Origin of the sequence: Singulisphaera sp. GP187 (assembly GCF_900129635.1) — a bacterium.
In the GTDB taxonomy this organism is placed as follows: Bacteria; Planctomycetota; Planctomycetia; order Isosphaerales; family Isosphaeraceae; genus Singulisphaera.
In genome coordinates this window covers 1844332-1869704 of record NZ_FSRB01000002.1, presented here as the reverse complement: position 1 = coordinate 1869704, position 25373 = coordinate 1844332, and the positions used below count along the sequence as shown (strand labels likewise).

Below are 25373 nucleotides of genomic sequence, written 5' to 3'. Positions count from 1 at the left end.
TGTGGTATTCTCCACGGAAGGGTCGGGGGCGGTCGGCGCCCTCAAAACCGGGTCGCTGGGGGTTTCGACAATGATCGCCCAACTGGGCCTTGGGTTTCTGCTCGTGCTCACAACGGCCGGGGCCAGTGCCGAGGACAAGTCAACGCCAAAACTGACCCGATTCGACTTCGCCGAAACCCACATGGGGACCTCATTTAATACTGTTTTATACACAGAAGACGAGGCGACTGCCAGAAGCGCCTCCCAGGCCGCCTTCGCCAGAATCGCCGCTCTCGACGCGATTTTGAGTGATTATCAGCCGGAAAGTGAGCTGATGCGGCTCTGCCGGCAGGCCGGTGGGCCTCCGGTCCCGGTCAGCGATCCGCTCTTCACGGTCCTCGCTCGCGCCAAGGCGGTCTACGAGCAATCCGACGGGGCATTCGACGTCACCGTGGCCCCGGTCGTCCGACTCTGGCGCAGAGCGCGTCGCGACCAGAAAATGCCCGACTCCGACCGCTTGGCCGAAGCTCTGGCCCTGGTCGGTTCGGATAAGCTGCGGCTCAACCCCCGGGCGAAAACGGTCCAGCTCACCCGGCCTCGAATGAAGCTGGATCTCGGCGGACTGGCCAAGGGATACGCCGCCGATGAAGCCCTCCGCGTCTTGAAATCGAAGGGCGTGACCCGCGCCCTGGTCGCGGGGGCCGGAGACATCGTGGTGGGCGATCCTCCCCCCGGCCGCGACGGCTGGACCATCGGCGTCGCCGCCTTGAATCCGGGCAAAGACGTGCCCAGGCGCTATGTTTCCCTGAGCAACGCGGCCGTGTCGACGGCCGGCGATGCCGAGCAATTCGTCGAAATCGACGGCAAGCGCTACGCCCACATCGTCGACCCGAGGACCGGCCTGGGCGTCGTCAACCGCTCCAACGTCACCGTTTTCGCGCGTGACGGCCTGACCGCCGATAGCCTCGACACCGCGATTTACGTCCTCGGTCCCGCGCGGGGGCTCCCCCTGGTCGAATCCACCGAGGGCGCGGCCGCCTTGATCGTCCGGTCCTCGCCGAAGGGCGAAGAAACGATCGAATCGCGGCGATTGGGCCAGATTCGGCCGGCGCAGCCGATGACGAACGAAAAGCCGGTGCTCTCACGCCCCTGAAAAGAGGGCTGAGTCGGCGGACGGCCACGGCCATTCCAAAACACGGCCGGGCCGGCGAAACGCCGGCTTGGTCGGTTCGATCCCGCCGTAACCAGTTCGTTAGCCGAGCGAGAGCATGGTTGCGAAGGCGACGATGGCGCCGACGATCAAGGCCGGCAGCAAGGGACGAATCAACTCCGAGGGCGTTACGCCGACGATCCCGGCGCTACAGAGAACGACCGCCGACACCGGGGACATGGTCCGGCCGAACGCGGCCGCCAGGCAGGTCAGAGCGCCCAGCATCGGCACTCCCGGGTGGTCGCCCAGCGGGGCGATGCACGCGTGCGCAAAAGCGAGGACCGGCCCGGTTCCCGATCCCGAGAGGGTGGCCAGGCTCCAGGGGAGGCCAATGGCCAGCGAAGCCATCCCCCAGCGCGAATCGCCCAGGTGGCGGATCAAAAGCTCCCCCAGCCCGACCGCAACGACGCCGGCTCCAAAGCACTGGGCAACAATCGTCAGCGAGATCACGTCGCGGTAGGCGGCCCCCATCCCATCGAAAAAACTTTGCACCACCTGCCGCAGGTCCCGCCAGCCGATCGCGGCCGCCAGCGCGAACCCAATCAAAAGGGCACGGACCACCGGGATCGCCGCGGCCAGGTCGGGACGTACATTCAGTCCCTCCACCTCGAGGAGCCAGCCGAGCGACTTCAGCCCGCCGTGAGCCAAGAGCAAGAGACTGACCGGCACGAGCGGAACGATCGCCTTGAGGAAATTCACCCGTTCCTCCACTCCTGGTTCGAGGTCCTGCTCGTCGAGGACGTCGTGCCTGCCGCTCGGCGATCGAGCCGTCACGAGAACGAAGGTGACGATCGCGGTGACCAGGCCGGCCAGGCTCGCGGGAATCACGCGGGAACTGAGCGCCCCGGGGGAGACGCCGAGCAGACCGCTCAGCGATTGAACGTCCTGCGCGGCCGGATTGAGCAGATCACCTCCGAAGGACGCCCCCAGCACCAGGGCCGCCCCCGCCACGGCCGGACTCCGCTTCGCCGCGATCAGCAACGGGACGAGGATCGGCCCGAGCATCGCCGCCACGCTCGATTGGCTCGGTACCGCCAGGTTGACGAGATAGGCCGACGCAATCCCCCCTGGAACGATCGCCCAACGCCGACGATTCAAGGGAGCCAGGAGCAAACGGACCAGTTGCCGGTCACAGCCGGTCGTCCGCAAGACCGCGGCAAACCCCATCGCCGCGCAAATCGGCGCGACCATCGGCGCGACCATCGACCGTGCGAACGTGTCCAGCACCGCCAGTGGTCGACCGGCCAGGATCGCCAGCGCCAATCCGCCGCCGAGGAGCGTTAGCCGAATCTCGTAGCGTCGTACGATCAGCCCGACACTCAACCCCACGACCAGAACTGCCAACGTGAGCTGCATTCGTGTTTTGCCCCCAGCGCGAGGCGAGGCTGGCGGCCGCGCGACCTTCGGAAGGTGAGCACGATAGCAAAAATCCTCGCAAGAATCGGCGGCCTACTTCGGATACGATCAATTTTCAGTTCACTCCCTTCAAAGTCGAAACCCCAAACGACGACACCCTCGGGTCTTGTCATTTCCCGCAGTCTTCGCTCGCATTGCGCCCAAGAAATCCTCTGACTCCTTGACTGCGCTCAGCTCCGAGGTCGCTGAGACCATCCCGGCAAATCGAACACCACCCAATCTAAACCCTGAAAAATCAACCACTTGAGCCAACCAGACTTCGATTTCCTATCAATCCGGTCGACTTAATGTAGATTTTGTCTTGACATCAAACTCTCAGGAACCGATGATCGTGCAACATACGGTGACGAGAGGTCATTGAAAACGGTTTGGCAGTCAGTCAAAATCACTCATCTCGCCAGGAACCATTTGATGAGAATGATTCTCTGCTGTAGTCACTCAAACACCTGTCTTACTGAGTGCCTGTACCCGTCTTGATCGAAGGCGGGAGCCAACTCGAAATCGAGGCGACCGGCGTTCCCCCCCGCCAATGGCCGCCCAGTCCCCGCTCATCTTCGCAGACTCGGTGGGCTACGAGTGGCATCCGCCCCACGGGGCGGACCGGTACGTCCTGACTTCGCTGGGGTTCCGGACGCTCCCAGGTGACGGTGCGTCCCTGAAAAACCGCGTAACCGGCGGGTGACCGCCTCTGACTCCATTGGCCTGCGGACGTGACGCTTCTGCGCCCATCGCGTCCGCGCTTCGACCTGTGATCGACGTGCCCTTGGTCGGGACCGCACCACGCGATCTTGATCGGGAGGGCGGATGTCCCCAAACCCGGAGATTCTCAAGCCATGCGCTTTCGACAACGGCCTGGATTTACGCTGATCGAGCTCCTGGTGGTGATCGCGATCATCGCCGTGCTGATCGCCTTGCTCTTACCCGCCGTGCAGTCAGCACGCGAAGCGGCCCGCCGCGCCCAGTGCACGAACAACCTGAAGCAGCTCGGCCTGGCCTTGCATAACTATCACTCGAGCAATGACGTCTTCCCGCCGCTCGCCGTCCCCGTCAACGGCGTGGGGGCCCTGGATAATTACCAGGATCACTGGGGACCGAGCGTGCTGCTCCGCAGCCTCGGCTCGATGGAAGGTCAAAACCTGTACAACGCCTTCAATTTCCAGGTGGGCTGCGTCATTGGCAATTGCGACGTCAACGCATCGGGTAACACGACGGTCGTCAAGTCGAGGGTCAACACATTCATTTGCCCCTCGAGTCCACACTCGACGATCTTTCCCAATTCCACGAATTATGGTGCCAGTATCGGTCCCCAGTTCCGCTGGGACGCCACCTCGGGGGGCGTCGGCATCGGCGCCTTCGCGTCGCAAGTCTCTCGTGGAATCAAGGACTTCGTGGATGGATCGAGCAACACGGTGGTGATCGCGGAAATTCGGACCGGCAACTCGATCCTCGGCAGTAAGGACCATACCGAGTTCTTCACCAAGGTCCCCTGGCCGTCCAACGCTCCCAGCGGCAACGGCCAAGATCAGGTGGCGACGAGCCCGGCCGGTTACGCCAACAACAAGGCCTACACAGCGGCCTGCGACGCCGCTCGTACGGCCGGCCTGAACGAGCTTGACCAGGCGGCGGAATTCTGGGCCTTGAGCCGGACCCACCGAGGCGCCTTGGTCTCGATGCTCCAGACCCCGAATACCCCCCACGCCGACTGCTTTTTCAACTCCACCCACCTCCTCTCCGAACTCCCGGCCGCCGGCCCCAACATGAACACGGCAAGCCGGAGCTGGCACTCGGGAGGAGTCAACGTGCTCCTCGGTGACGGCAGCGTCAAATTCATCAAAGACTCGATCTCCGACCGGACCTGGTTCGCGCTCGGAACCCGGGGCGGTGGCGAGGTGATCTCGGCCGACTCTTATTGATTCCGGAGCATCGCACCCAAATTCCTACTATTCCGATAGACTCACTTTTAAATCGGAGCCTTCTGATGTTGCGACTCGAGATGAATCAAGGGGTTCGGCTCTGCGACGGCCTGACCCGGCGGGAGGCGATGCGGATTGGGGGCCTGGGCCTGGGGGGGCTCTCGCTCCCCGGGCTGCTCCGGCTCCAGGCCCAAGGGGCGGAGTCGGTGGCCGCGGGGCGGGCTCCTGGGTTTGGTAAAGCGAAGTCGGTCATCATCTTCAGCACCAACGGCGGCACCGCCCAGATGGATTCGTTCGACCCCAAGCCGGACGCTCCGGCCGAGGTTCGCGGAGCCTGGAAGCCGATCAAGACAAGCGTTCCTGGCGTGACGCTCAACGAACACTTACCAAGGCTGGCCAAGCTCCAGCACAAGACCGCGATCCTGCGGGCGATCCACCACAACCAGACGCTCCACCCGTCGGCGATTTACCTGACGCTCTGCGGCGACTTGATCGGCCGGGTCGTGACGCCGGAGTCGGCGACTATGAGTCGCGACGACAAGCCCCACTTCGGTTCGGTCGTCTCGAAGCTGCTCCCCGTAAAGCCCGACTTGCCCGGCTTCGTGATGTTGCCCGAGGCTATGGGCCCGAACGGGCCGGAGTGGCCGGGGCAGTTCGCCGGCTTTCTCGGCTCGGGCTATGACCCGTACCGGGTCAACAGCTTTCCGGGCCAGCCCGGCTACTCGCCGGGCGCCTTGGCGTCCGACCCCGAATTGCCCGCGGCCCGGCTCGGCAATCGCCGCTTGCTTCTCGACCAGATCGGCCACACCGCCAGCCGACTGGACAAGGTCGCGGCCGCGAACAATCTCGACCCCCACTACCTCAAGGCGTTCGACGTGATCTCGTCGCCCGCGGCCCAGCGTGCCTTTGACGTCGAGGCCGAACCGGCCAACGTCCGCGAACGGTATGGCGACCACTACTTCGGCCAGTGCTGCCTGCTGGCGCGTCGCCTGGTCGAAGCCGGGGTCCGGCTCGTGCAGATCAACTGGCTGCGAAGCAACATCGGCGGGGTCGGCGGACCGGGCTACGACACCCACCAGAACCACTTCGCGCTGACGCGTGACCAACTTTACCCGCCCACCGACCTGGCGTTCACGGCCTTGCTCGAAGACCTCGACGAACGCGGCTTGCTCGACGAGACCCTGGTCTACTTCCACAACGAGTTCGGCCGGACCCCCAAGGTCAACCCGCGCGGCGGTCGCGACCACTGGCCGGCCTGCTACAGCACCCTGCTGGCCGGGGGTGGGATCAAAGGGGGGGCCGTCTACGGCGCCTCGGACAAGATCGGCGCCTACCCGGCGGCCGACCCGGTCACGCCCCAGGACGTCCTTGCGACCATCTACCACGCGCTTGGCATCGACGTGGAAACCCATCTTTATGATCAACTGAACCGGCCGCACAAGCTGGTCAAGGGCGATCCGATCCGCGCCATCCTGGCCTGAATCCCCAAAAAAATCGATCACGGGCGGCGGCCCTTGTTGTTAGGCCGCCGCATCCCAACATGAAGGGGAGCTGACTCGAACATGCCTGGAACATTACGACCCGGCCCGTGCCCGTCCGCCGCTCCGGCGCTCGCGTTGGCCCTGGTCTTCGCCGCATTCCCCGCAGTCGCGGGGGCGGGGGTCGACGACGATGATCGGGGGATCGGCCAGCCCGACACCCTCGCCGTGACTCCCGCGAAAATCGACCTGGTCGACCGGAGAGAAACGCGTCAACTCCTCGTCGCCGGCCACGACCGCGACGGCGCGGTGCGTGACCTGACGCACCTCGTCAAGATTGAGGTGGACGACCCGCGAATCGTCTCGATCACCGTCGATGGTCTCGTCACACCCAAGGCCAATGGCCGAACGACCATCCACCTTCGCGCGGGGAAGGGGGACGTCGCCGTTCCTGTGACCGTCGCGGGCCTCGACGGCCCCGACTCGGTCAGCTTTCGCCGCGAGGTGATCGCCGCCTTGAACGTCTCGGGTTGCAACGCAGGGGCCTGCCACGGCACGCCGTCCGGCAAGAACGGGTTCAAGCTCAGTCTCCGTGGATTCGACCCCGCGGCGGACTACCTGCAACTGACCCGCGACCTCGCGGGCCGGCGGATCAGTGTCTCCGACCCGGACTCGAGCCTGATCCTCCAGAAAGGGCAGGGGCGGGTCCCTCACGAAGGGGGCCAGCGCCTTCGGCCCGACGACCCCGCTTTCCCCTTGATCCGAGCCTGGATCGCCGGGGGCGCCAAGGATGACCCGGCCGACTTGCCCAAGCTCGCCGGCATCGCCATCGCGCCCGGCCCCCACCTCATCAAGGCCCCCTCGAAGCGGCAGCAGGTCTCGGTCACGGCTCGGTTCAGCGACGGCACGACCCGCGACGTGACCCGCCTGACCGTCTTCACCAGCAGCGACGAAGCGGTGGCGAACGTCGATCGCAACGGCCTGGTCGAGTTCCATCGCGCGGGACAGGCCGCCATCCTCGCCCGCTACCTGGACGAGCTGGCGCCGGTCCTGCTGACCTACATCGACCCCGATTCGAGCCAGCCCTGGACCAACCCTCCGACGAACAACTACGTCGACACCCACTTGTTCGCCAAGCAGAAGCTGCTCGGCCTGGCGCCCGCCGACCTAGCCCCGGATCATGAATTCCTCCGCCGCGTCTCGATCGACCTCTGCGGCGTCTTGCCCACGCCCGAGGAGGTTCGCCGCTTCCTCAACGACCCCCGCCCCGATAAGCGGACACGGCTCGTGGACAGCCTGCTCGAACGCCCGGAATATGCCGATATCTGGGCCTTGAAGTGGGCCGACGTCCTGGGCAACAACCGCCGCGCCGTCCAGGCCAAGGGGGCTTATGCGTTTCACGGTTGGATCCGCGATCAGGTCGCGCGGAACAGGCCGTTCGACGCGGTTGTCCGTGAGCTGCTCTCAGCCAAGGGGAGCACGTTCAATAACCCGCCGGCCAGCTTCTTCCGCAACGACCGGGTCGCCAAAGACCCCCAAGGGCTGGCTCAGAACACGGCTCAGCTCTTCCTCGGCGTCCGGATGTCGTGCGCCCAGTGCCACAATCATCCGTTCGAGCGCTGGACGCAAGACGACTACTACGGTTTCTCGGCGTTCTTCGCCCGGGTGACCTCGAAGCTCGATCCGACCAACCCGCGGATCGCCCGGTTCAACCAAGGGGCCCTGATCATTGAGGACGACAAGTCCGGCGAGACGATCCACCCGCGGACCGGGCAAGTCGTCCCGCCCAAGTTCCTCGGGGGAGCCGTCGCCGAGATCCCGGCCGGCGGCGAGCGCAGGGTCGTGCTGGCCGACTGGCTAACGTCCAAGGAGAACCCGTTCTTCGCCCGCGAACTGGCCAACCGGACCTGGTATCACCTGCTCGGACGCGGGATCGTCGACCCGGTCGACGACGTCCGCGACTCCAACCCGCCGGCCAGCGAAGAGCTACTCGAGGCGCTGGCCCAGGACCTCATCGCGAACCGCTACGACGTCAAGCAATTGATCCGGACGATCGTGAACTCGCGGGTCTACCAGCTTGCCTCGCTCCCGGACGAGGAGACCCGCGGCGGAGCGCGTTACTTCGTGTCGGCGGTGGTCAAGATGGTGCCGGCCGAGCCCTTGCTCGACGCCATCTCATCGGCCACGGGCTCGCCGGAGCGGTTCGACGACCCGGACCAGCGGAACCGCGACGCCGGCCAGAAGCTTGTGGACACCGGAAACGCGAGCCAGACGTTCGGGGGAATGCCGGTGGGGACGCGTGCCGCGCAGCTCCCCGACGGCGACGTCTATCAACACCCGTTCCTCTCCGCCTTCGGCCAACCCGCGCGCGAGACCTCGTGCGAGTGCGAGCGGGGTGGCGACGCCGGCCTGGTGCATGCGCTTCAACTGATTAACGGGCCGAGCGTCCGAGACAAACTGACCCGCCCGGAGAACCGGATCGGCCGGCTCCTGGCCGCCAACCGTGCCGATTCGGAGGTCATCGAAGAGGTCTACCTGGCCACGCTCTCACGCCTTCCGACCGCGGAGGAGCGCGCGGCCGGGCTCGGCTATGTCTCCAAGACGCCCGACCGCCGTCGCGCCTGGGAAGACCTGCAGTGGGCCTTGCTCAATTCCAAGGAGTTCCTCTTCCGCCACTGAGTCATTTCCCAACGCCTCCTCGGCGTCGGGGTCGGTGCCCTTCCGCACTCACCCGCCGACCTTGGGTGACCGCGCCTGAGGAGGCGTCTTCCTCCCGAAAGGACCACGATCATGCGACGAAAAACGATCCGCCTCGCGCTGGGCCTGGCCGTTGCGGCCGCGGCCACAATCCAAGGGGCCGGGGCCGGGGCGAGCGACGTCCCGGCCGGCCCGGTCGAGAAACCGAAACCGCAGGTGGAGCCGAAGCCCAACGGCGTGGTCGCCGTCTTGGGCGACGGCACACGCCACTGGGCGGCCGTCCGATCGCTCGCGTTCAGTCCGGACGGCCAATCGCTCGTCTCGGCGAGTGACGACGGTACGGTGACACTCCGTGACCCCAGGTCGGGACAAGCGATCCAGTCGCTCGGCGGCCGCAAGTCCGGCGATGATCCGATCGCGGCGGCCCGGTACGTGGGCGGGGCCTATTTCACGCTCGCCTTCAGCCCCGACTCAAAGACCCTGATCGCCGCATCCAGCAATAAAAACGTAATTGCCTGGGACGCAACCGACTGGTCCACTCGGGAACCATTGACCGGCCACACCGACGGCGTCTTCGCCGCGACCTTCTTCCCCGATGGCAAGACGATCGCCTCTGCGTCCGACGACCACACCGCGCGGATCTGGAACGTTGAGTCGGGCAAAGCAGAGCGAACGATTCCAAGGCCCGGCGAATACCTCTCGGCACTCGCCGTCAGCCCGGACGGACGGGCCCTCGCCCTGGCCGCCTGGGACCACTCGATCCGGCTCTACGACCCGGCCAATGGCCTCGAAACGCTTGTCCTCCCCGGCCATGAGAAGGGGCGTGCCCTCTCCTTGGCGTTCTCCCCGAACGGCTCGGCCCTGGCCTCGGCCGGAACCGATGGCACGATCCGGATCTGGGATTGGCGGAACGGTCGCGAACCGCACGTTCTGACCGGCCATGACGGCTCGGTCCTGATCGTTGCCTACGACGCCAGCGCCAAGGTGCTCGCCTCGGCCGGAGCCGACGGCACCGTCCGGCTCTGGGATGCCTCCTCAGGGTCCCTGTTGCGGACCATCCCCGCGCATTCCGGTCCGGTGCTCGCACTGGCGTTCCGGCCCGACGGCCAGACCCTGGCAACCGGAGGCACCGACGGCCTGGTCCGGCTCTGGGACATGACCAGCGAGCCCTCCCCGGATGGGTCCTCCCACCAAGCCGGCGCCATCGTGGCGGTCGCCTTCAGTCCTGATGGAACCACGATCGCCACCGGCGACAGCGCCGGGCGGGTCAAGCTCTGGGATGCCCAGACCAACAAGGTCCGCCTGGACCTCGAAGGGCACGAGGGAGAAGTGGCAGCCGTCGCCTTTAGCCCCGACGGCAAATCGTTCGCCTCCGCGGGCGCGGATACGGCCGTGCGACTCTGGAATACAGCCGACGGTAAGCCGCTGGCCAAACTGGCCGGTCATAGGGATGCGGTCGCGACCTTGGCGTTCAGTCCCGACGGCCAGACCCTGGCCTCGGCCGGCGCGGACAAGTCGATCCGGCTCTGGGACCTGGCCTCGAACCAAACGCGAATCCACTTGACCGCGCACACCGGGGCGATCACCGCCTTGGCCTTCTCCCGCGACGGCCAGAGCCTGGCCTCCGCGGGCAAAGACCGGTTCGTCCGGTTCTGGGACCCCGCCGAAGGGCGCAAACGCTTCGAGATCGAACCCGATGAAGACGATGACCCGGACCTGCTCGCCCTCAGCCCCGACGGTGCCCTGTTGGCCACCACCGGGCACCGCGACCTGACCATCAAGCTCTACGACGCCTCGACGGGCCAGCCTCGCAAAACCCTGGCGGGCCACACCGGCCGCACCGCCTCCGTGACCTTCTCCCCCGATAGCAAGACCCTCGGCACCTCGGCCGGCGACGGCACCGCCCGCACCTGGGACGTCACGACCTATCAAACCACTCGCACCTATCGACTCCATCGCCCGCGGGGCGAGATCTCCCGACTGGTCTACAGCCCCAAGGGAGACCGGCTCGCGACCGTCAACGGCGATGGCACCTCTTACCTGATCGATCCCTCGATCGCCGAGACCGACGAAGAGAAAGCCGAGAGCGCGGCCGGGACGAGGAGTCGTGGCAACCGTCCCGCGGCCGACGCGATGACCAAGCCCAACGAGGGAGAAAAAAAGGCCGAGGAGAAACCGGCAACCGATGACAGCAAGTCCTCGAAGACGTCATCGAAACCGGGCACGGAACGCTCCAACTGAGCGTCTGAGATGACGTCTTGTCGGGTGGGCACGGCCCACCAAAACCTCTGACATGTAGGTAGAACCTGGTGGGCCATGCCCACCCGACAAATGCAAGACATTATCAATCAACAAAGAAAGCAATCCCATGCATTTCCTGAATCGTTTTCGAGGTCGCTCCCAAGCCGTCCTGGCGGGACTTCCCGTGGTCCTGGTACTCGGACTCACCGGCTGTGGTGGCCAAACCTCGGCGATTGAGCCGGAGCCGCTCTACGTCACCAAGGGAAAGGTCGAGCTTGCCGACGGCAGCCCCCTCTCGTCGGGGAAGATCGAGTTCCTGCCGCTCAAGGCCAGGGTCGCGGAAACGATCGGCGAGATTGGGCCGGACGGCGGGTTCACGCTCAAGACCAATGACGTCGACCAAAACGAGGGCGCCGCGCCGGGTGAGTACAAGATCCGGATCGTTCCGGGCGCCAAAGGCCTGGGGGGTAAACGGGGCCTGACCCGCGTCGTCGACCGCGCGCGGCTCCCGTACCACGCCAAGTATCTGAACGAGGAGACCTCGCAATTGACCGCCACCATCAAGGCCGAAACCAACGAGTTGCCCCCGTTCCGGTTAACCAAATAGCCGACCGAACCGAGCACCGAACCCTCAGGAAATTCGATGATGACCGTATCCCGACGCATTGGCCTCGCTTGGAAATGGGTCGCCCCCATCGTTTTGGCACAGGTGGCCGTGGGCGATGAGCCTCCTCGTCCCCCCTCGGCGCCCGGCCGTGTCAGCTTCCTGAACGACGTGGCCCCGGTCTTGGTGGAGCACTGTATCGCCTGCCACAACTCCAAGAAGGCCGAGAGCAAATACGACCTGACGACCTTCACGCGGCTAGCCAAGGGGGGCCAGCAGGGCGTCGATGTCACCTTGGAACCCGGCCAACCGAACGAGAGCCGGCTGGTCGAGTTGATCCGTCATGACGGTGAACCTCGGATGCCACACAAGCAGGGTCCGCTTGCCTCGGAGTCGGTCGCCTTGATCGAGCGTTGGGTCACCGAGGGAGCGCGGTACGACAGCGACAACCCAGACGAAGACTGGGTCGCCGTTTGGCGCCGCCGCGCCCCGGTGATCGTGCCCGAGCGCTATCCGACCGCGGTACCGATCGCGGCCGTCGCGTTCAGCCCTGACGGATCATCCCTCGCCACCTCGGGAAACCATGAGGTGAACCTCTGGAAGGTCCCCGACGGCACGCCCGAGCGGCGGTTGCGCGGAGTCGAGGAGCGGGTCCACGAGATCGCCTACAGCCCCAACGGCCAGTGGCTGGCGACCGCCAGCGGTGACCCGGGCCGGTCCGGGTCGGTCAAGCTCTGGAGCGCGACCCGCAACGGCCAAGCCGAGCCGGTCCGCACACTCTTCGAGGGGGACGACTCGATTTTCGCCGTCGCCTTCAGCCCCGATAGCGCCCACGTCGCCGCCGCGGGTTCCGACCGCACAATCCGGGTCTGGAACGTCGAGTCGGGCAAACTCCTGACCGAAATCGACGACCATGCCGACTGGATCCTTGGACTCAGCTTCAGCCCCGACGGCCGGCTCCTGGCCACGGCCAGTCGCGACAAAACGAGCAAGGTGTTCGACTGGGCCAAAAAGGCGACCTTGGTGACGTTCGCCGGCCATGCCGACACAGTCTACGCCGTGACCTTCACCCCAGACGGCCGGCGGATCGCAACCGGCGGCGGCGATGGCCTGATCCGAATCTGGAACCCCACCGAAGACGCCAAGCAAGAGGCGTCGGTCAGCGGTTTCAAGGGACCGGTCTTTCGCCTCCGGTACAGCCCGGACGGCGAGCACCTCGTCGCCAGCTCGGCCGACCGGACGGTGCGCGTCTTCAAGGAGAACAAGCTTCGGCTCACCCTCGAGGGCCATGCCGACTGGATCCATGCCTTGGCGATCTCGCCCGACGGCCTGACGATCGCCTCGGGAAGCTGGGATGGCGACGTGCGGCTCTGGCGTTTATCCGACGGCAAGCCGACCGGGGCCTTTCTCGCGGCTCCAGGGCTTTCGAAGCTCACGAGCACATCCCCGTAACTAAGCCAATCATCTACCCGTTGGAATTTCTTCCAGGCGAGCGAGGGACGTCAGCTCCCTGTCTGCGAAGTAGGTGGACCTGGTCTTCCATTACATTAAATAATGTGCAAGCCCTGGGTGCCACGGGTTGTACTCAACCCGTGAGCCAAAAAGCTGGGCCATCACTCACGGGTTGAGTACAACCCGTGGCACCCAGTGGGCGATGCATCCCCAGGGTCACCCATGAGAAAATCGAAGAAAACCGATGCCAACGGCGTAGACATTGTCACAAAGTCAGGGAGCTGACGCTCCCCGCTCGCCTTACGGGCGACCGAATTCTCTGAAGGCGAGCGGGGAGCGTCAGCTCCCTGTCTGCACATCCAGGCCGATTCCATGCCGCAAAGCCAGAGAGCTTAAATGCTCCAGTTCGCAACGAATGGTTCTTCCTCTTCCCGCCGCGAGCGGTCGCGCCGGACCAGGTCGGCAAACGTCGTCTGGTCGACGACTCCGGAGAGGGCTTGATCGACCTGTTCCCAGAATTGGAAAAACGCCTCATTCCCAGGGAGTTCGCTCTCCCCAAGGGATAATTGGTTCGCGGCCCCATCAAAGGGCGAGATGGGACCATCAATGAAGCGGAGCACCTCGCCGATCATGATCCGGTCGGCCGGTCGCGCCAGCCAGTAGCCCCCTTCGACCCCGCGCTGGCTCCGGACAAATCCTCCCCCTTTGAGTTGGTTGAGGATGGCCTCGAGAAACTTGAGCGGGATCTTCTGGCGCTCGGCGATCTCAGCGATCTTCAGAGGTCCCGGGTCCGTGCGCTCGGCAAGGACGAAGATCGCCCGGAGTGCGTATGAACACTTCGACGAGATTTGCATCGAGCGGGAAACCTTCGGGCCGCCTCGCGAGTGAGAGTCGATTCCCTGGCGGCTCGTCCCAGGGATCATTCCCAATAAACGTCGATCAACGGGCCGGAGAAACGCACCGCATCCCACGGGGTGATCGGAACTTCCGACCGCGGAGAAGGCCGCTTTCCGCGCCTGCCGTCTGTCGACGATCCCTGAAATCCGCCGCCGAGTCAAGCATCTCCAGAACGAAAGGATTCATCGAACCGGTGTGAAGGAATCGGGAAACATCCTCAGAAGCGCGGGGTTCGGGGCGCGCAGAGCGACGCGACCGGAAAACCATGACGGCTCTTCCGGTCGCGTGCGATTGGGGCGAATTCCGGTTTCAAAGCGAAGGACGTTGGCTGGGGTTACTCGGCGCGGCGGCCGGCGTCGTCGCCTTCAGCCAGCGGCGCGGACGGATCTTTCGCCCACTCGCTCAGCCCCGCAACATAGTGACGGGCCGGGATACCCAGCCGTCGCAGGGCGAAGATGACCCCGCCCGAGCGACTGCCGCCCTGGGAGTAGACGATGATCGGCTGGTCGACTTTGATACCGGCCTTGGCCAATTGCGCCTGTTGGACTTCGACGTTCCGGAACCGGCCGTCGGCATCGACCAGGCCGTAAAGGTCGAGCAAGCGGGCCGAGGGAATATGCCCGGCCCGGCCGCCGTTCTGCGGCTTCTTCTCGCCCTTGTATTCGGCCACGGTACGGGCGTCAACAAGCTGCACCTTCTCGTCCTGGATCGCGGACAGAACCTCCTCACGCGTCGCCGATCGCTTGGCGTGGAAGTGGACCGCGAACTCGTGCGGCTTGGCCTGCGGATCGTCCGAGTTGATCGGCCGCTTCTCGCGTTCCCAGAGGGGGAACCCACCATCAATCAGGCCGACCCGAGGTGCCCCCGCATACGAGAGCAGCCACCAGACCTTCCCCGCGATGTGCTGACGGTCGTCATCATAAACATACACTTCGGATTTGTCGTCGATCGCCAGCGCCGCCAGACCACGGGCCCAGGCGTCCTTATCGGCGATGGCCTCGGGTTTGGTCAACGCCTGCAACGCCTTGACATCCACCCAGAGTGCCCCGGGGAGATGGCCCTTCTTGTACTTCTCCTCGGACCGCACGTCGAGCAGTCGCAACTGCGGCTCACTGAGCCGCTTCTGCAAAGCGTCGAGCGAGATCAAGGGCGGAGCTGACACCTTGGGCACCGGCGCATCGGCCGCCCGGCTCACAGCGGGCACCGCCAAGGTCAATACCGCCATCCAACGCACAATCCCAGTCGTCTTCATCAGATCGCCTCCGAAATTGCAAACGTGAATACTTACAAACGTTTTAAATCATTTTTGGAAATCGTCGAAGCTCCAGGTCCAGGGTTCGCAGCTCCACAGCCCCTCGCAAATAAAAAGAGGGCGCAAGGGGACGAACGCCTCGCCAGAGCGCAGCCGAAGGGGACGAGACGAGCCGACGACCGGTCGGACCGACATCCCCCTTCCACCTTGTTGTTTCAAAAAGGGCGCGAGACGGAGCCCGATGTCAGCGCACGTCTCAAGCACGAGTCAGAGGAGGGATGGGGTCAACAACAGCAAGACAGCCTGATCGCAATCATGAAATGGATCTCCTCAAGGCGACCCCGGACCGGCACCTCCCAGGCAACAATCCCAGTCGCCAGAGAGATCATCGGTCTCCCCCGAAGGGAAGTCAAGACCTATTCCCGACAATTCCTATCGATTCACTATGAATTTGACACTGACTGGCGTTTCGAGTCGCGACCTGCCGCAGATTGGACCTGGGAGCGACCCGGCGGCGCGGGATCATTCGGAAGCCATGATGCGGGAACCAGGGAAACTTTCCCCTTGTGAGACCGGGTCCATCGCCACGAGACTCATCGCCAAACCCGCGTCCGATCACAGGACGATTCGGGCGTATTCACTCGAATTCTCCAGATCTACATTATTCCGATCGATATTGTGCAATTTCTTGTATAATCGGGCCCCAGAGCCAGCTGAGCTCGCGCTCGGCCTCGATCATTCCCGGAGGAGGACGCACGATGCGCCACGCCATGCGACTTGCGTTTCTGGGCCCGATCATGACACTGACATTGGTCGCGGGGGCGCCTCCGGGGTCGGCCCCCGGGGTGGCCGGCGGATTGACCGACGCCGATCGAGTCGCGTTCGCGGATCGGTTCACACGGGGTATCTGGCCGCTGATGGCCGAACCCAGCCTCACGGAAAAAGGCTGTCTCGCCTGCCATCGCAACGATCAATCGAACACGTCGCCACTTGTTTTCTCAGGGAGTCCGAGCGCGGTGTTTGCGAGCCTGCTCGATGAAGGCTACTTCGATCGCAACAATCCGTCGGCGATCCTGACCCGCGTGGCTCACAAGAACGATCGCTATCGGATGCCTCCCGTGCCGGCGCGGTCCTGGTCGCGAGCGGAGCTGAAAACGCTCCGCACGTTCGTCGCGGAGTTGAACGCGAGACGGATCCGCGAGGAGCCGGTCGAGGGCTATCGATCGTCACGGTGAGCGCCGTTGGCGACGACGATCCGGTCGATTGCCGCGAACAACTCCTCCGCGCGAATCGGCTTGGCGATGTACTCGTCCATCCCGGCCGCGAGGCAGTGCTCGCGGTCTTCTTGGCGGGCTCGCGCGGTCAGGGCGATGACGGGCAAATGCCCCTCCGCGTACTTCTCGCGCTCGCGAATGGCCCGAACGACCTGGAATCCGTCGAGATTCGGCATGTAGAGGTCGAGGAGCAGGATGTCGAACTCCGGCGGCGCCAGAGGGCGCTCGTGACTGGCCCCTTGTCCCTCGATTCCCAGCAAGTCCAGCGCCTCCCGCCCGTCAGTGGCCAGCCGGACAACGTGGCCCCGTCGGTTCAACAACCGAATCAAGTGGCGGGAATTGAACTCACTGTCCTCGGCCACCAGGATCCGGAGCGGCGGATTGGTCGGCGCCGGGGCAGGGACGGTCTCCCCAGGCCGCGAAGTCGCGCCGTTGGGCGGGCTCGCGACGTCCTGGATCGGTTCCGCGGAGCGCGAGCGATCGCCAAATCGCGCCGTGAAGGCGAAGGTGCTCCCCTGGCCCGGCTCACTCTGGACGTGGATCGTCCCGCCCATCAGGCCGACCAGCCCCGCGGCGATGGTCAGGCCGAGGCCGGTGCCACCGTATTGCCGCGTGGTCGAGCCGTCCTCTTGCTCGAACGCCTGAAAGATCCGCTCTTGACCGTCGGCCGGGATGCCGATGCCGGTGTCGGTCACCGCGAACCTCAGCACCGTTTCACCGCCGGCCTCAGCACCCTCGGCGAGTGGTTCCACCCGGACCTCGACGCGCCCCTGCTTGGTGAACTTGATCGCGTTCCCGACCAGGTTGAGGAGCACCTGCCGCAGCCGGCCCGCGTCACCGACCAGGGCGTTAGGAACGCCCGGCCGCACGTCGCAGCTCAACCCCAAGCCTTTTTCATGTGCCCGTGCCAGGAGGGTCCGCATCGTCTCGCTGAGCACGGCTCGAAGTGAGAATTCGGCCGGGTCCAACTCCAGTTTGCCCGCCTCGATCTTCGAGTAGTCGAGTAGGCCGTCGATCAGGCCAAGCAGGCTTTCGGACGCCGCCTTGACCGTTGTGAGGCATTGCCGCTGGTCGTCGGTCAACGGCGTTTCCAGGACCAGCTCGGTCATGCCGAGGATGCCGCCGAAGGGCGTGCGAATTTCGTGGCTGACGTTGGCCAGAAACGTGTCCTTGGACCGGTTCGCCGCCTCGGCCGACTCCTTGGCCAGGCACAGCTCGAGCTGAGCCTGCTTGAGATCGGTGACGTCCAGAAAGACATTGATGGCCCCAACGATCCGGCCGCCCGCGTCCCGAACCACGTCCACATTGACGAGAACATGGATCCGCCGCCCACCGGGCTGCTCCATGACCAGCTCCCGGTTGCGGGAAGGCGTCCCGTCCCGGAGGGCTTGGGCCATCGGTGTCTGATCGTGCAGGAGCGGGGTGCCGTCCGGCCAACTAAGCTTGGAGGCGCCGCAGAATCGGTGGACCCGATCGCCGACCCGCGGGGACCAGCCCCAGATGTCCGCCGCTCGGTCGTTGTAAAAGGTTATGACACCCTCACTATCACATGCACACATCGCCACGGGCGAGAATTCCACGAGGCGGCGATACTTCGCTTCGCTCGCTCGCAGGGCTTCGTCCTTGCGTGCCTGCGCCGTGATGTCGAGGAGGGAACCGACCCGAGGCGCCGCCGTGTCAATGGCCCAGCGGGAGTCGCCGATCGGGCGTCGGAACCGAGCTCCGAGCGGGACCGCGTCCTGATGGACGGTGGCCAGGATGCCGCCGATCCCATGGGGCGCATCCTCGTCGGGCACGGGGCGGCAGGCGATCGTCAGGGTCGCCTCCTCCCCCAATCCCGGGCGTTTGAGCGCAAGCTCGAGACCCTCGCTCCAGGTGGCCGGCCCGCCGTGGAACGGGGTGTCGATGAGCGGACCAAGGACCGCCCAGTTCTCCAACCAGCAGTCCGCGGCCGGCTGGCCCACCGCTTCCGGGTGCCTGGCGCCCAGGATCGGCCGCAGGGCGTCGTTGTAGATCTGGACGTAGTGCGGACCCCACCACAAGAGCAGGGGGAAGCGGTTGGCCAGGAGCCTCCGCACCATGTTGCCCAAGGCAGGAGACCAGGTCTCAACGCCGCCGATCGGCGTCTTGGACCAGTCGAAGGACCGCAAGAGCGAGCCCATCTCACCACCGCCCGCCAGAAAGTCCTGCATGACGTCCTGCGGCATTGGCATGATCGCACCTCCGCCAGGTCGACCGTTTCCCCGGTTCGGCACTTGACTTGATCAGCGGTATTCTACCCGACCCCGCGCAGGAAATCCGCAAATCCGTGCGGACCGATCCGGGGCGGAACCGCCCACCCGTTCGAGACACTCGCCCTACTGTTCGAAAAGTGATCGCCGCAGACGGATCGGAAAACTTCGAGCCCGTGTGGCCAAAACCCCGTGAAAACGCGTTGAAGAGCGTCGAACCCAGGGCCTCGGCACTCGCGTCCACAATACTCGAGACAGGAAGATCGACGATACGGAATGATCTGCAAGCCTTCTCTCAGAACAGAAAGAGAGCGTCGAACCCGAAAAAGAACTCGTTGTTGGTCCGGCCGTGGCGGGTCTCGAACGGCGGAGCGCCGATGGCGCCGTCGTAGTCGATCTCGGGCCTGATCCAGAACCATGGGGTGGGCTTGTAGATCAAGCCCAGCGCGGTCTCGAAATAGGTGTCGTTGAAGCCGGTCCGCACTCCCCCTTGGTCGCGGAAAAGGCTGGACCGTACGACGCCGGTCCAGCGGTCGTTGATCGTATAAAGAATCCAGTTCCCGGCCCCGTACCAGGTCGAGTTGCGCACCGTTCCGGCGGTGGTCGAATCGACCGGAATCCCTGTCTCCGCACCACCGTCGACTTCGAAGACCGTGGTCCAGCGCCGGTTCCAATCGTGACTGAGCACGGCCGAGATCAGGGTGGTTTCTTGGCCCCGATCTCGACCTCGAAGCGAGCGCTGTCTCGCCGCGATCGGCAGGGGAGAGCGGGGCAGGGAGCGCGTGATCTGGTTTGGTCCCGCATAGTAGGCCAGGCTCAGGTTGGTTCGCTCGTCTTTCGAATCCCAGTTGATTCCCCCCATGTATCCCCACTGATCTTGAGCACTCGGGAGGCGATCCCAGCCGTTCACGGGTGCATTGAAGATTTGGAGCTGATCCGAGACGTTGAGCGTCGTCAGCAGCCCGACGTTCGTAAACGGATGCGAATAATTAAACAAGAGCCCGGTTGACCGCAACGGACGCCCCGGGGCGAACGCCGACTCGTAGCCGGCCAGGGAAATAAACTGACCGAAGCGAAGGTCGAGGCCCCCCGCCGTGAGAATCGGCAGGTGGAGGTCGGCGTACCACTGGGTCGGCGTGTAACCGAAACCGTTGGAGAGAAACGGCTTCTCGAGTTGGCGAACGTCGTTGAAAAGCACGAAGTCCGTGCCGATGAGGTTGTCGAACCGAAAGCCGTAATCCATCGAGTCGACGTTCTTCATGACCCGTTCGATGGCGAGGTAGGCCTGAGGAACCTGCCAGCGGTTGGCGAGGTCGGAGGGGGAGTTCGGCAGCGTCTGATGGTTTCTCGGCGCCGCTGGGTCGAGGAGCAAGGCGCCCTCCACCCAGCCGTACACACGGGTCGAGGGCGCCTCAAATCCAAGGGCCTTCATCAGTAGGTCGGGCTGTAGGAAACCATCGCCGTTTTCGTTGTCGTAAGGCTCGGGCTTCGCGGCGTCTTCCTCTTCCTGTCCCCCGGAGGCCACGGAACGATCGCGACCGGGAACCTTGCCGGGACGTGAGCCGATCGGCCCCTCGCGATTGAGCATCGGCGAACTGGAGCGGCGATCGGCCCCGCGCAACCCCACCTGCACCGGGGAACGCAAGCCGGGGTCGTCGCTCCCGTCTTCGTCATCCTCGTCCTCGTCGTCGTCGTCCTCCTCGTCGTCATCACCTTCGTCGTCTTGGGGCATTGACGACCGACGGACGCCCGGGTCGGAAGAAGGAGCAGGGCGTGCGCCTGGAAGGACCGCGGGGGCACGGGCCATGAGAAGTTGCGAATCAGAAGACTTGCTTTTGAGCCGCCGGTCGTCAGCCGCTCTCAAGGGTCGACGGATCGTGGGCGATGGCTCGGGTCGCGGCCCGGTCGGAGTCGTCTGGCAACCCGAGGCAACGATCAACAGCAGCGCAATCAGGGCAGGCCCTAGGCGCAACGCAAGCCGGCCCTCGCCCTCGCTCGATCTGCGACAGCGCGGACTTCGAAGGTGGTTCGGACAGTCGAGATTGCGCCGGGGCCCGAGCAAGAACGAGTCCTCCGTCGCCAACTGACACGACCGGCCCGGCCATGTTTCCCTCGAATTCTGAATCTCGGCCGGGCCGACCGAGCCTCCGTCTCGCGCCACGGGCGCCGCGACGGAGGGTTGACGTCAAGGAACGCGCCGGATGCACCACTCAATCGGCCAACCGTGCCGGGATCCCGCGCCAGCGACTCTCGGCCGGAAGCCGTTCTCCTTTCATGACGAGCGAGAGGGCGTCAAGCCGCGAACCCGCCGCCATCTCCGCGTCATAGAGCACGACCGAGCGCGGCCCCACAGTGCAACCCTGGCCGACGATCAGCGAAGACATTTTCATGACGCGATCTTCGAAGAGATGGGTCTGGAGCGAAGTCCAACCGGCAACCATCGCGTCGTCGTCGACCCGAACGAGGTCGAACTCGGTCAGAAACGTGGTCTCCATGTAGACGCGCCGGCCGATCCGGGCGCCGAAGAGCCGGAGCAAGGGGGCCATGAGTGGCGTACCGGTAAACCAGTGCAAAATCCAGGGAACCGCCACATTTTCGTAGAGCGCGGTAATCAGCTCGGTCCGCCAGACGAAGAAGGACCACATCGGCACGACGCGCGGGCGGTAGCGACCGACGACGAGCCACTTCAGCCCGGCCGTGATCAAGGTCACGGCCAGCCCCGAGCCGAGGTAGACGGCGGGCAAGGTCAGGAGCCGCAACCCGATCGGCCAGCCGGCCGTGACGAAGGTGGACTTGAGGCCGATCAACAGCGCCAGGTACATCAACGTCGCCGGCAGGACGACTCGCACGCTCTCGACCGCCAACCGGCCCGCCACCAACCTCGGCGGCGGGCGGTAGGTCACGCTCTCTTCAAAGTGGCCACTTTCCTGCCTGCGCGGCAGGAAGATCGCGGGTGAACCGAGCCACGAGCTGCCCGGCGCCATCGCGTTGGCCGCCAGCGGCGGCACCGACTGCACGCCGATCAGACTATCAGGGGGCAAATACGAGGCACCCGGCACCAGCGCCGCGTTGCCAACAAAGCTGCGCGCGCCCAACTCGGTCGTCCCCAGCACCACACAACCGCGATGGTAGCGTGCGGCGCCGATCACGGCGAGGTCGGCCACGAAACTCTCGGTGCCCACGACAAGCAGGTCGGGATCGAGATTCGACACGGTAGAAATCTCGGCCCGCGGCCCGACCTTGGCGCCGAGCAAACGGAGCCATGTCGAGGTGAAGAGCGTCGCATAGAGTGAGTTGGTCGCACCAAGGCTCGTCTCCATGAGCCTGTCGGAGAGCCATTTACGGAGGCCGAACCAGGAGCACAACGGATACACGCCCGGTCGCGCATGCGGCATCACCAGGCGCTTGCCGACCGCCACGACAAGGCAGGTCGTTAACACATAAACAAGCCCCGCCAGCGGGGTGACGGCCACGCCGTGGAGCCAGTGCGCGTTGTCGCCGAGGTCGTGGTGCAAGAGCACCAGGCCGGGCGCCAGCAAAAGCACCGGCAAAAGCTCGAGGAAGAGGCTGCCGAACAGGAACCCGGCCAGCAATGGCGCCGACCACCGCGCGGGGGCAGGCAGTGCTTCCAGCGCGTCGAGCCGCGGGTCGCTCGGTCCCGCACTCGAGGGCGACCCCGCCCAGGAGGTCGCGGCCGGGATCGCCTGGTCGCGGGCCACGAGCGACTGCTCGGCCACCCGCGCTCCCGCGCCGATTTCGGCCCCGAGCATCACCACCGAGTTGGTTCCCACAAACGCCCCCGCTCCGATCCGGATCGGAGCCAGATGCAGCCAACCGTCCTCGACCAGGAACGGCTCGAGCGCGACCGCGTACCCGATGCTGGCGCCTGGTCCGATCTCGATCAGGTCGGGCAGCATCAGCAAGGAGGTCGCGATCTGGCAGTCCTTGCCGATCCGGGCGCCCAGGAGGCGGGCATACGCCGGTAGAAGCGGCGTGCCGGCGAGCAGATCCAGAGGCGCGAGCTGGAGCAGGTGGCGCACCAGCCACCAGCGGCAGTAGTACCATCCCCAGAGGGGATAGCGGCCGGCCTGGAACCGGCCGATCAAAGTCCACCGCGCGAGCACTGGCAAAAGCGTGCTGGTCACGATCGCCAGGGTAAACGCCAAGGTCGCGGTCGCGGCGAAGCCCCAGGCCGTCCCGGCCACCGCCCCGGCGCCCTGCATCAGCAGCAGGCCAGGCGCCCCCAGGACGAGCAGCATCAGGTAGAGCAACCCGAATTGCACCGCGCCACACGCCCGGACGCGACCGTTGCCGTGCCGCAACCGCGGGGCTTCCTCGCGTGAATCAGAATCGAGGTCCGAATCCGCCCGCGAATGCGGACGTGCCGCAGCGCCTTCAAGAAAAAGGGCGAGGCGGCGAACCGTGGGATTGGCGTAAAGGTCGGCGATGCTGAGCGACCGGAACTCCGCCTCCTGACGCAGACTCGAGACCAAGGTTGCAGCGGTCAGCGAGTGCCCTCCCAGGTCTTGAAAAAAATCGGCCTCCACCGAGAACGAGACCAAGCCGCGGCCGAAGCATCGCGCCCAGGCCTCCGCCAACCTCCGCTCCAGAGGCGTGCCCGGTGGCACGTGCGGAGCGGCGGCCGCATCGGCCAGTCGCGGGGAGCTTGGCGGAGGAAGCCGGGAGCGGTCCACCTTGCCGCTCGCCAAGGTCGCCATGACGTCGAGCACTTCAATCGAGGCCGGGCACATATAAGCAGGGAGCCGCCGCCGCAGACTGCTCTGCAATCGGCCCCGCACCGCTTCGGGACTCTCCGTGTGAGTCCTCAGAGTGATATAAGCGACCAGTTCGCCGACTTCACCTCCATCCCGTCCCGTCCCGTCGAGCACGACCACGGCGTCGGACACCGCGGCGTCCTCCCGCAACACCGCCTCGATCTCCTGAGGCTCGACGCGATAGCCTCGGACCTTCACCTGGCTATCGGAACGCCCGAGGAACTCGAGCTCCCCCTCGGGAGTGAACCGGCCAAGGTCGCCGGTGCGGTAAAGGCGCGCCCTGGGGTTCGCGTCGAACGGGTCACGGATGAAGCGGTCACGCGTCAATTCGGGCCGGTTCAGGTAGCCAACCGCGACCCCCGGCCCGCCGATGCAGATCTCGCCGACCTGTCCCTCCGGCACGGCCTCCCGGTCGTCACCCAGTAGCCGCACCGAATAGGTTGGCAGCGGGCGACCGATCGTCACGGGCTTGCCGGGCCGAAGCTCGCTCCAGGTCGCGGTGACGGTGGCTTCGGTCGGTCCGTAGGTGTTGAGCATCCTCCGGCCGTCGCGAGCCCAGCGGCCCACCAGCGCCTCGGGGCAGGCCTCACCTCCGACAACCAGGGTACGGAGCGTGGGCACCTCGCGTTCGATCGTCGCAAGCAGCGTGGGCACACAGAAAAAGACCGTGATCTTTCGCGCGATCAGGAAGTCGGTGAGCCCGGAACCGAGTCGACGGTGATCGATTGGCCCTGCAACGAGGGTCGCGCCCGAGGCCCAGGTCGGCCAGATCTCCTCGATCGAGAAATCAAAGGCGAGCGTCATTCCCTGGTAAACCTGGTCGACCGGACCGACGTCATAGACCGGACGGCACACTTCGACAAAATTACAGACACTTGAGTGACTAACCAAAACGCCCTTCGGCCGCCCGGTGGTGCCCGAGGTGTAGAGGATGTAGGCCGCGGCGTGGCCGTCGGCGCCGGTGTCGACCTCCAACCGCCGTCCCGGCTCGGCCATGATCCGCCCGGCCGAAGCGTCCCAGTCGAGAATGGGACACGAGAGGTCGGGGACCGCGCCAGCCAGGGTGGAGGACGTCACCACCAAAGCGAGCCCTGCATCGTTCGCAATAAAGACGAGTCGATCGGCGGGGAGAGCGACGTCGAGGGGCACAAACGTCGCACCACACTTGAGCACGCCCAGAAGCGCAACATAAAGCGGCACAGAACGTTCAAGTCGCAGACCGACGCGGTCGCCCGGCCGAATCCCGAGACCGGCCAGGTGGCGGGCGAACTGATTGGCCCAAGCGTCGAGCTCAGAATAGCTCAGCCGCTCGTCACCGCAATCGAGGGCAGCCGCATCCGGTCGAGAATCGACCGCGCGTTCGAAGAACTGATGCAATCGCGAAACCGTCGGAGTCAAGTACTTATGAGGGAACCGACCGCGCGAGTCCGTTTCCCTCGAACGATCAAGCCCCGACGCAAAGGCATCATAAAGGCCGCGACCATCCTGGTCGTCTCGATATCCAGGCATTCCCTTCCCCTCGCCGTCTCGTCATGAGCCAATGGTCCGAACGGTCCCCGGCGCGTGATCGACAAGCTTTTTTTCCAAGAGCACTTCGCCCACTCCAGGCCCTGATTCCTTCAGAGACGAGGCGCGATTGAGAGTGCGAGCGTTGCTGCCGATTCTGCCATGCCGGCCCGATTGAGCGGATCTGGGAGTTCACGAGTTCCACGGGGGGTAATGGAGGTCTCTTCGAACAAAATCAGTGCGTCGCCTTCGCCGCGAACCGCGACCCTTAAACTAATAACGCATCGGAGCCTGATTTCTCACATTAATCTTAACAGTCCTCGCCGATTTTTCAGAGAGCATCGACGCAAACGTAACGAAATCCAGGGGTTTCGGAAGAATCCGGGTGACCCATGATGCAAAAAAAATACAGAACGGGGTACGTCAAAAGTCCGGGACTCAAATCGCC

Annotated in this window: 14 protein-coding genes; 8 read left to right on the top strand and 6 right to left on the bottom strand. The window is 65.0% G+C overall.

Going from position 1 to position 25373, the window contains the following annotated elements:
• Position 1 precedes the first annotated feature (1 nt).
• Positions 2-1132: an FAD:protein FMN transferase gene (locus BUS42_RS31790; RefSeq protein WP_254053918.1), complete on the top strand. Its 1131-nt coding sequence runs from the start codon at positions 2-4 to the stop codon at positions 1130-1132.
• 99 nt (positions 1133-1231) lie between these two features.
• On the opposite strand, the gene dcuC is transcribed toward BUS42_RS31790, so the two are convergent.
• Positions 1232-2545, bottom strand: coding sequence for a C4-dicarboxylate transporter DcuC (dcuC, locus tag BUS42_RS31785; RefSeq protein ID WP_074313806.1), 1314 nt, complete (start codon positions 2543-2545; stop codon positions 1232-1234).
• Between the two features lie 893 nt (positions 2546-3438).
• Between dcuC and BUS42_RS31780 the strand changes: the two genes are divergently transcribed.
• The 6 genes from BUS42_RS31780 (at position 3439) to BUS42_RS31755 (ending at position 12990) form a co-directional block, all read left to right on the top strand.
• Entirely contained in the window at positions 3439-4518 is a 1080-nt protein-coding gene (locus tag BUS42_RS31780; RefSeq protein WP_074313804.1) for a DUF1559 domain-containing protein, read from the top strand.
• Between the two features lie 65 nt (positions 4519-4583).
• Complete coding sequence (locus tag BUS42_RS31775) at positions 4584-5999, top strand: DUF1501 domain-containing protein (protein ID WP_074313802.1); 1416 nt, start codon at positions 4584-4586, stop codon at positions 5997-5999.
• An 81-nt stretch (positions 6000-6080) separates the two neighbouring features.
• Positions 6081-8675: a DUF1549 domain-containing protein gene (locus BUS42_RS31770; RefSeq protein ID WP_074313800.1), complete on the top strand. Its 2595-nt coding sequence runs from the start codon at positions 6081-6083 to the stop codon at positions 8673-8675.
• A gap of 111 nt (positions 8676-8786) precedes the next feature.
• On the top strand, positions 8787-10934 hold the full coding sequence (locus BUS42_RS31765) for a WD40 repeat domain-containing protein (RefSeq protein WP_074313797.1): 2148 nt from the start codon (positions 8787-8789) through the stop codon (positions 10932-10934).
• A 127-nt stretch (positions 10935-11061) separates the two neighbouring features.
• A complete protein-coding gene (locus BUS42_RS31760) occupies positions 11062-11541 on the top strand; it encodes a hypothetical protein (RefSeq protein ID WP_074313793.1) in 480 nt (159 codons plus the stop codon).
• Between the two features lie 36 nt (positions 11542-11577).
• Positions 11578-12990, top strand: a complete 1413-nt coding sequence (locus BUS42_RS31755) for a c-type cytochrome domain-containing protein (protein ID WP_254053917.1) — start codon at positions 11578-11580, stop codon at positions 12988-12990.
• Positions 12991-13382: 392 nt separating this feature from the next.
• On the opposite strand, the gene BUS42_RS31750 is transcribed toward BUS42_RS31755, so the two are convergent.
• Both BUS42_RS31750 and BUS42_RS31745 read right to left on the bottom strand, forming a co-directional pair.
• Positions 13383-13844, bottom strand: coding sequence for an RrF2 family transcriptional regulator (locus BUS42_RS31750; RefSeq protein ID WP_074315541.1), 462 nt, complete (start codon positions 13842-13844; stop codon positions 13383-13385).
• Positions 13845-14221: 377 nt separating this feature from the next.
• A complete protein-coding gene (locus BUS42_RS31745; RefSeq protein WP_074313788.1) occupies positions 14222-15139 on the bottom strand; it encodes a sulfurtransferase in 918 nt (305 codons plus the stop codon).
• Positions 15140-15897: 758 nt separating this feature from the next.
• Here BUS42_RS31745 and BUS42_RS31740 point away from each other — a divergent pair.
• Positions 15898-16374 (top strand): hypothetical protein, encoded by a 477-nt coding sequence (locus BUS42_RS31740; protein WP_074313785.1) that lies wholly within the window; start codon positions 15898-15900, stop codon positions 16372-16374.
• Here the strand turns inward: BUS42_RS31740 and BUS42_RS31735 are convergent.
• The 3 genes from BUS42_RS31735 to BUS42_RS31725 all read right to left on the bottom strand — a co-directional run bounded on the left by BUS42_RS31735 (position 16356) and on the right by BUS42_RS31725 (position 24796).
• Positions 16356-18626: a PAS domain-containing hybrid sensor histidine kinase/response regulator gene (locus BUS42_RS31735; protein ID WP_074313782.1), complete on the bottom strand. Its 2271-nt coding sequence runs from the start codon at positions 18624-18626 to the stop codon at positions 16356-16358. The genes BUS42_RS31740 and BUS42_RS31735 overlap by 19 nt on opposite strands.
• 313 nt (positions 18627-18939) lie before the next feature.
• On the bottom strand, positions 18940-20376 hold the full coding sequence (locus BUS42_RS31730) for an outer membrane beta-barrel protein (protein ID WP_254053916.1): 1437 nt from the start codon (positions 20374-20376) through the stop codon (positions 18940-18942).
• 478 nt (positions 20377-20854) lie between these two features.
• On the bottom strand, positions 20855-24796 hold the full coding sequence (locus BUS42_RS31725; protein ID WP_254053915.1) for a Pls/PosA family non-ribosomal peptide synthetase: 3942 nt from the start codon (positions 24794-24796) through the stop codon (positions 20855-20857).
• Positions 24797-25373 lie beyond the last annotated feature (577 nt).

Excerpts from the sequence above, each read along its gene's own strand:
- dcuC (WP_074313806.1), bottom strand. The coding sequence starts at position 2,545 with ATGCAGCTCACGTTGGCAGTTCTGGTCGTGGGGTTGAGTGTCGGGCTG.
- BUS42_RS31780 (WP_074313804.1), top strand. The coding sequence starts at position 3,439 with ATGCGCTTTCGACAACGGCCTGGATTTACGCTGATCGAGCTCCTGGTG.
- BUS42_RS31775 (WP_074313802.1), top strand. The coding sequence starts at position 4,584 with ATGTTGCGACTCGAGATGAATCAAGGGGTTCGGCTCTGCGACGGCCTG.
- BUS42_RS31770 (WP_074313800.1), top strand. The coding sequence starts at position 6,081 with ATGCCTGGAACATTACGACCCGGCCCGTGCCCGTCCGCCGCTCCGGCG.
- BUS42_RS31765 (WP_074313797.1), top strand. The coding sequence starts at position 8,787 with ATGCGACGAAAAACGATCCGCCTCGCGCTGGGCCTGGCCGTTGCGGCC.
- BUS42_RS31760 (WP_074313793.1), top strand. The coding sequence starts at position 11,062 with ATGCATTTCCTGAATCGTTTTCGAGGTCGCTCCCAAGCCGTCCTGGCG.
- BUS42_RS31755 (WP_254053917.1), top strand. The coding sequence starts at position 11,578 with ATGATGACCGTATCCCGACGCATTGGCCTCGCTTGGAAATGGGTCGCC.
- BUS42_RS31750 (WP_074315541.1), bottom strand. The coding sequence starts at position 13,844 with ATGCAAATCTCGTCGAAGTGTTCATACGCACTCCGGGCGATCTTCGTC.
- BUS42_RS31745 (WP_074313788.1), bottom strand. The coding sequence starts at position 15,139 with ATGAAGACGACTGGGATTGTGCGTTGGATGGCGGTATTGACCTTGGCG.
- BUS42_RS31740 (WP_074313785.1), top strand. The coding sequence starts at position 15,898 with ATGCGCCACGCCATGCGACTTGCGTTTCTGGGCCCGATCATGACACTG.
- BUS42_RS31735 (WP_074313782.1), bottom strand. The coding sequence starts at position 18,626 with ATGCCAATGCCGCAGGACGTCATGCAGGACTTTCTGGCGGGCGGTGGT.
- BUS42_RS31730 (WP_254053916.1), bottom strand. The coding sequence starts at position 20,376 with ATGCCCCAAGACGACGAAGGTGATGACGACGAGGAGGACGACGACGAC.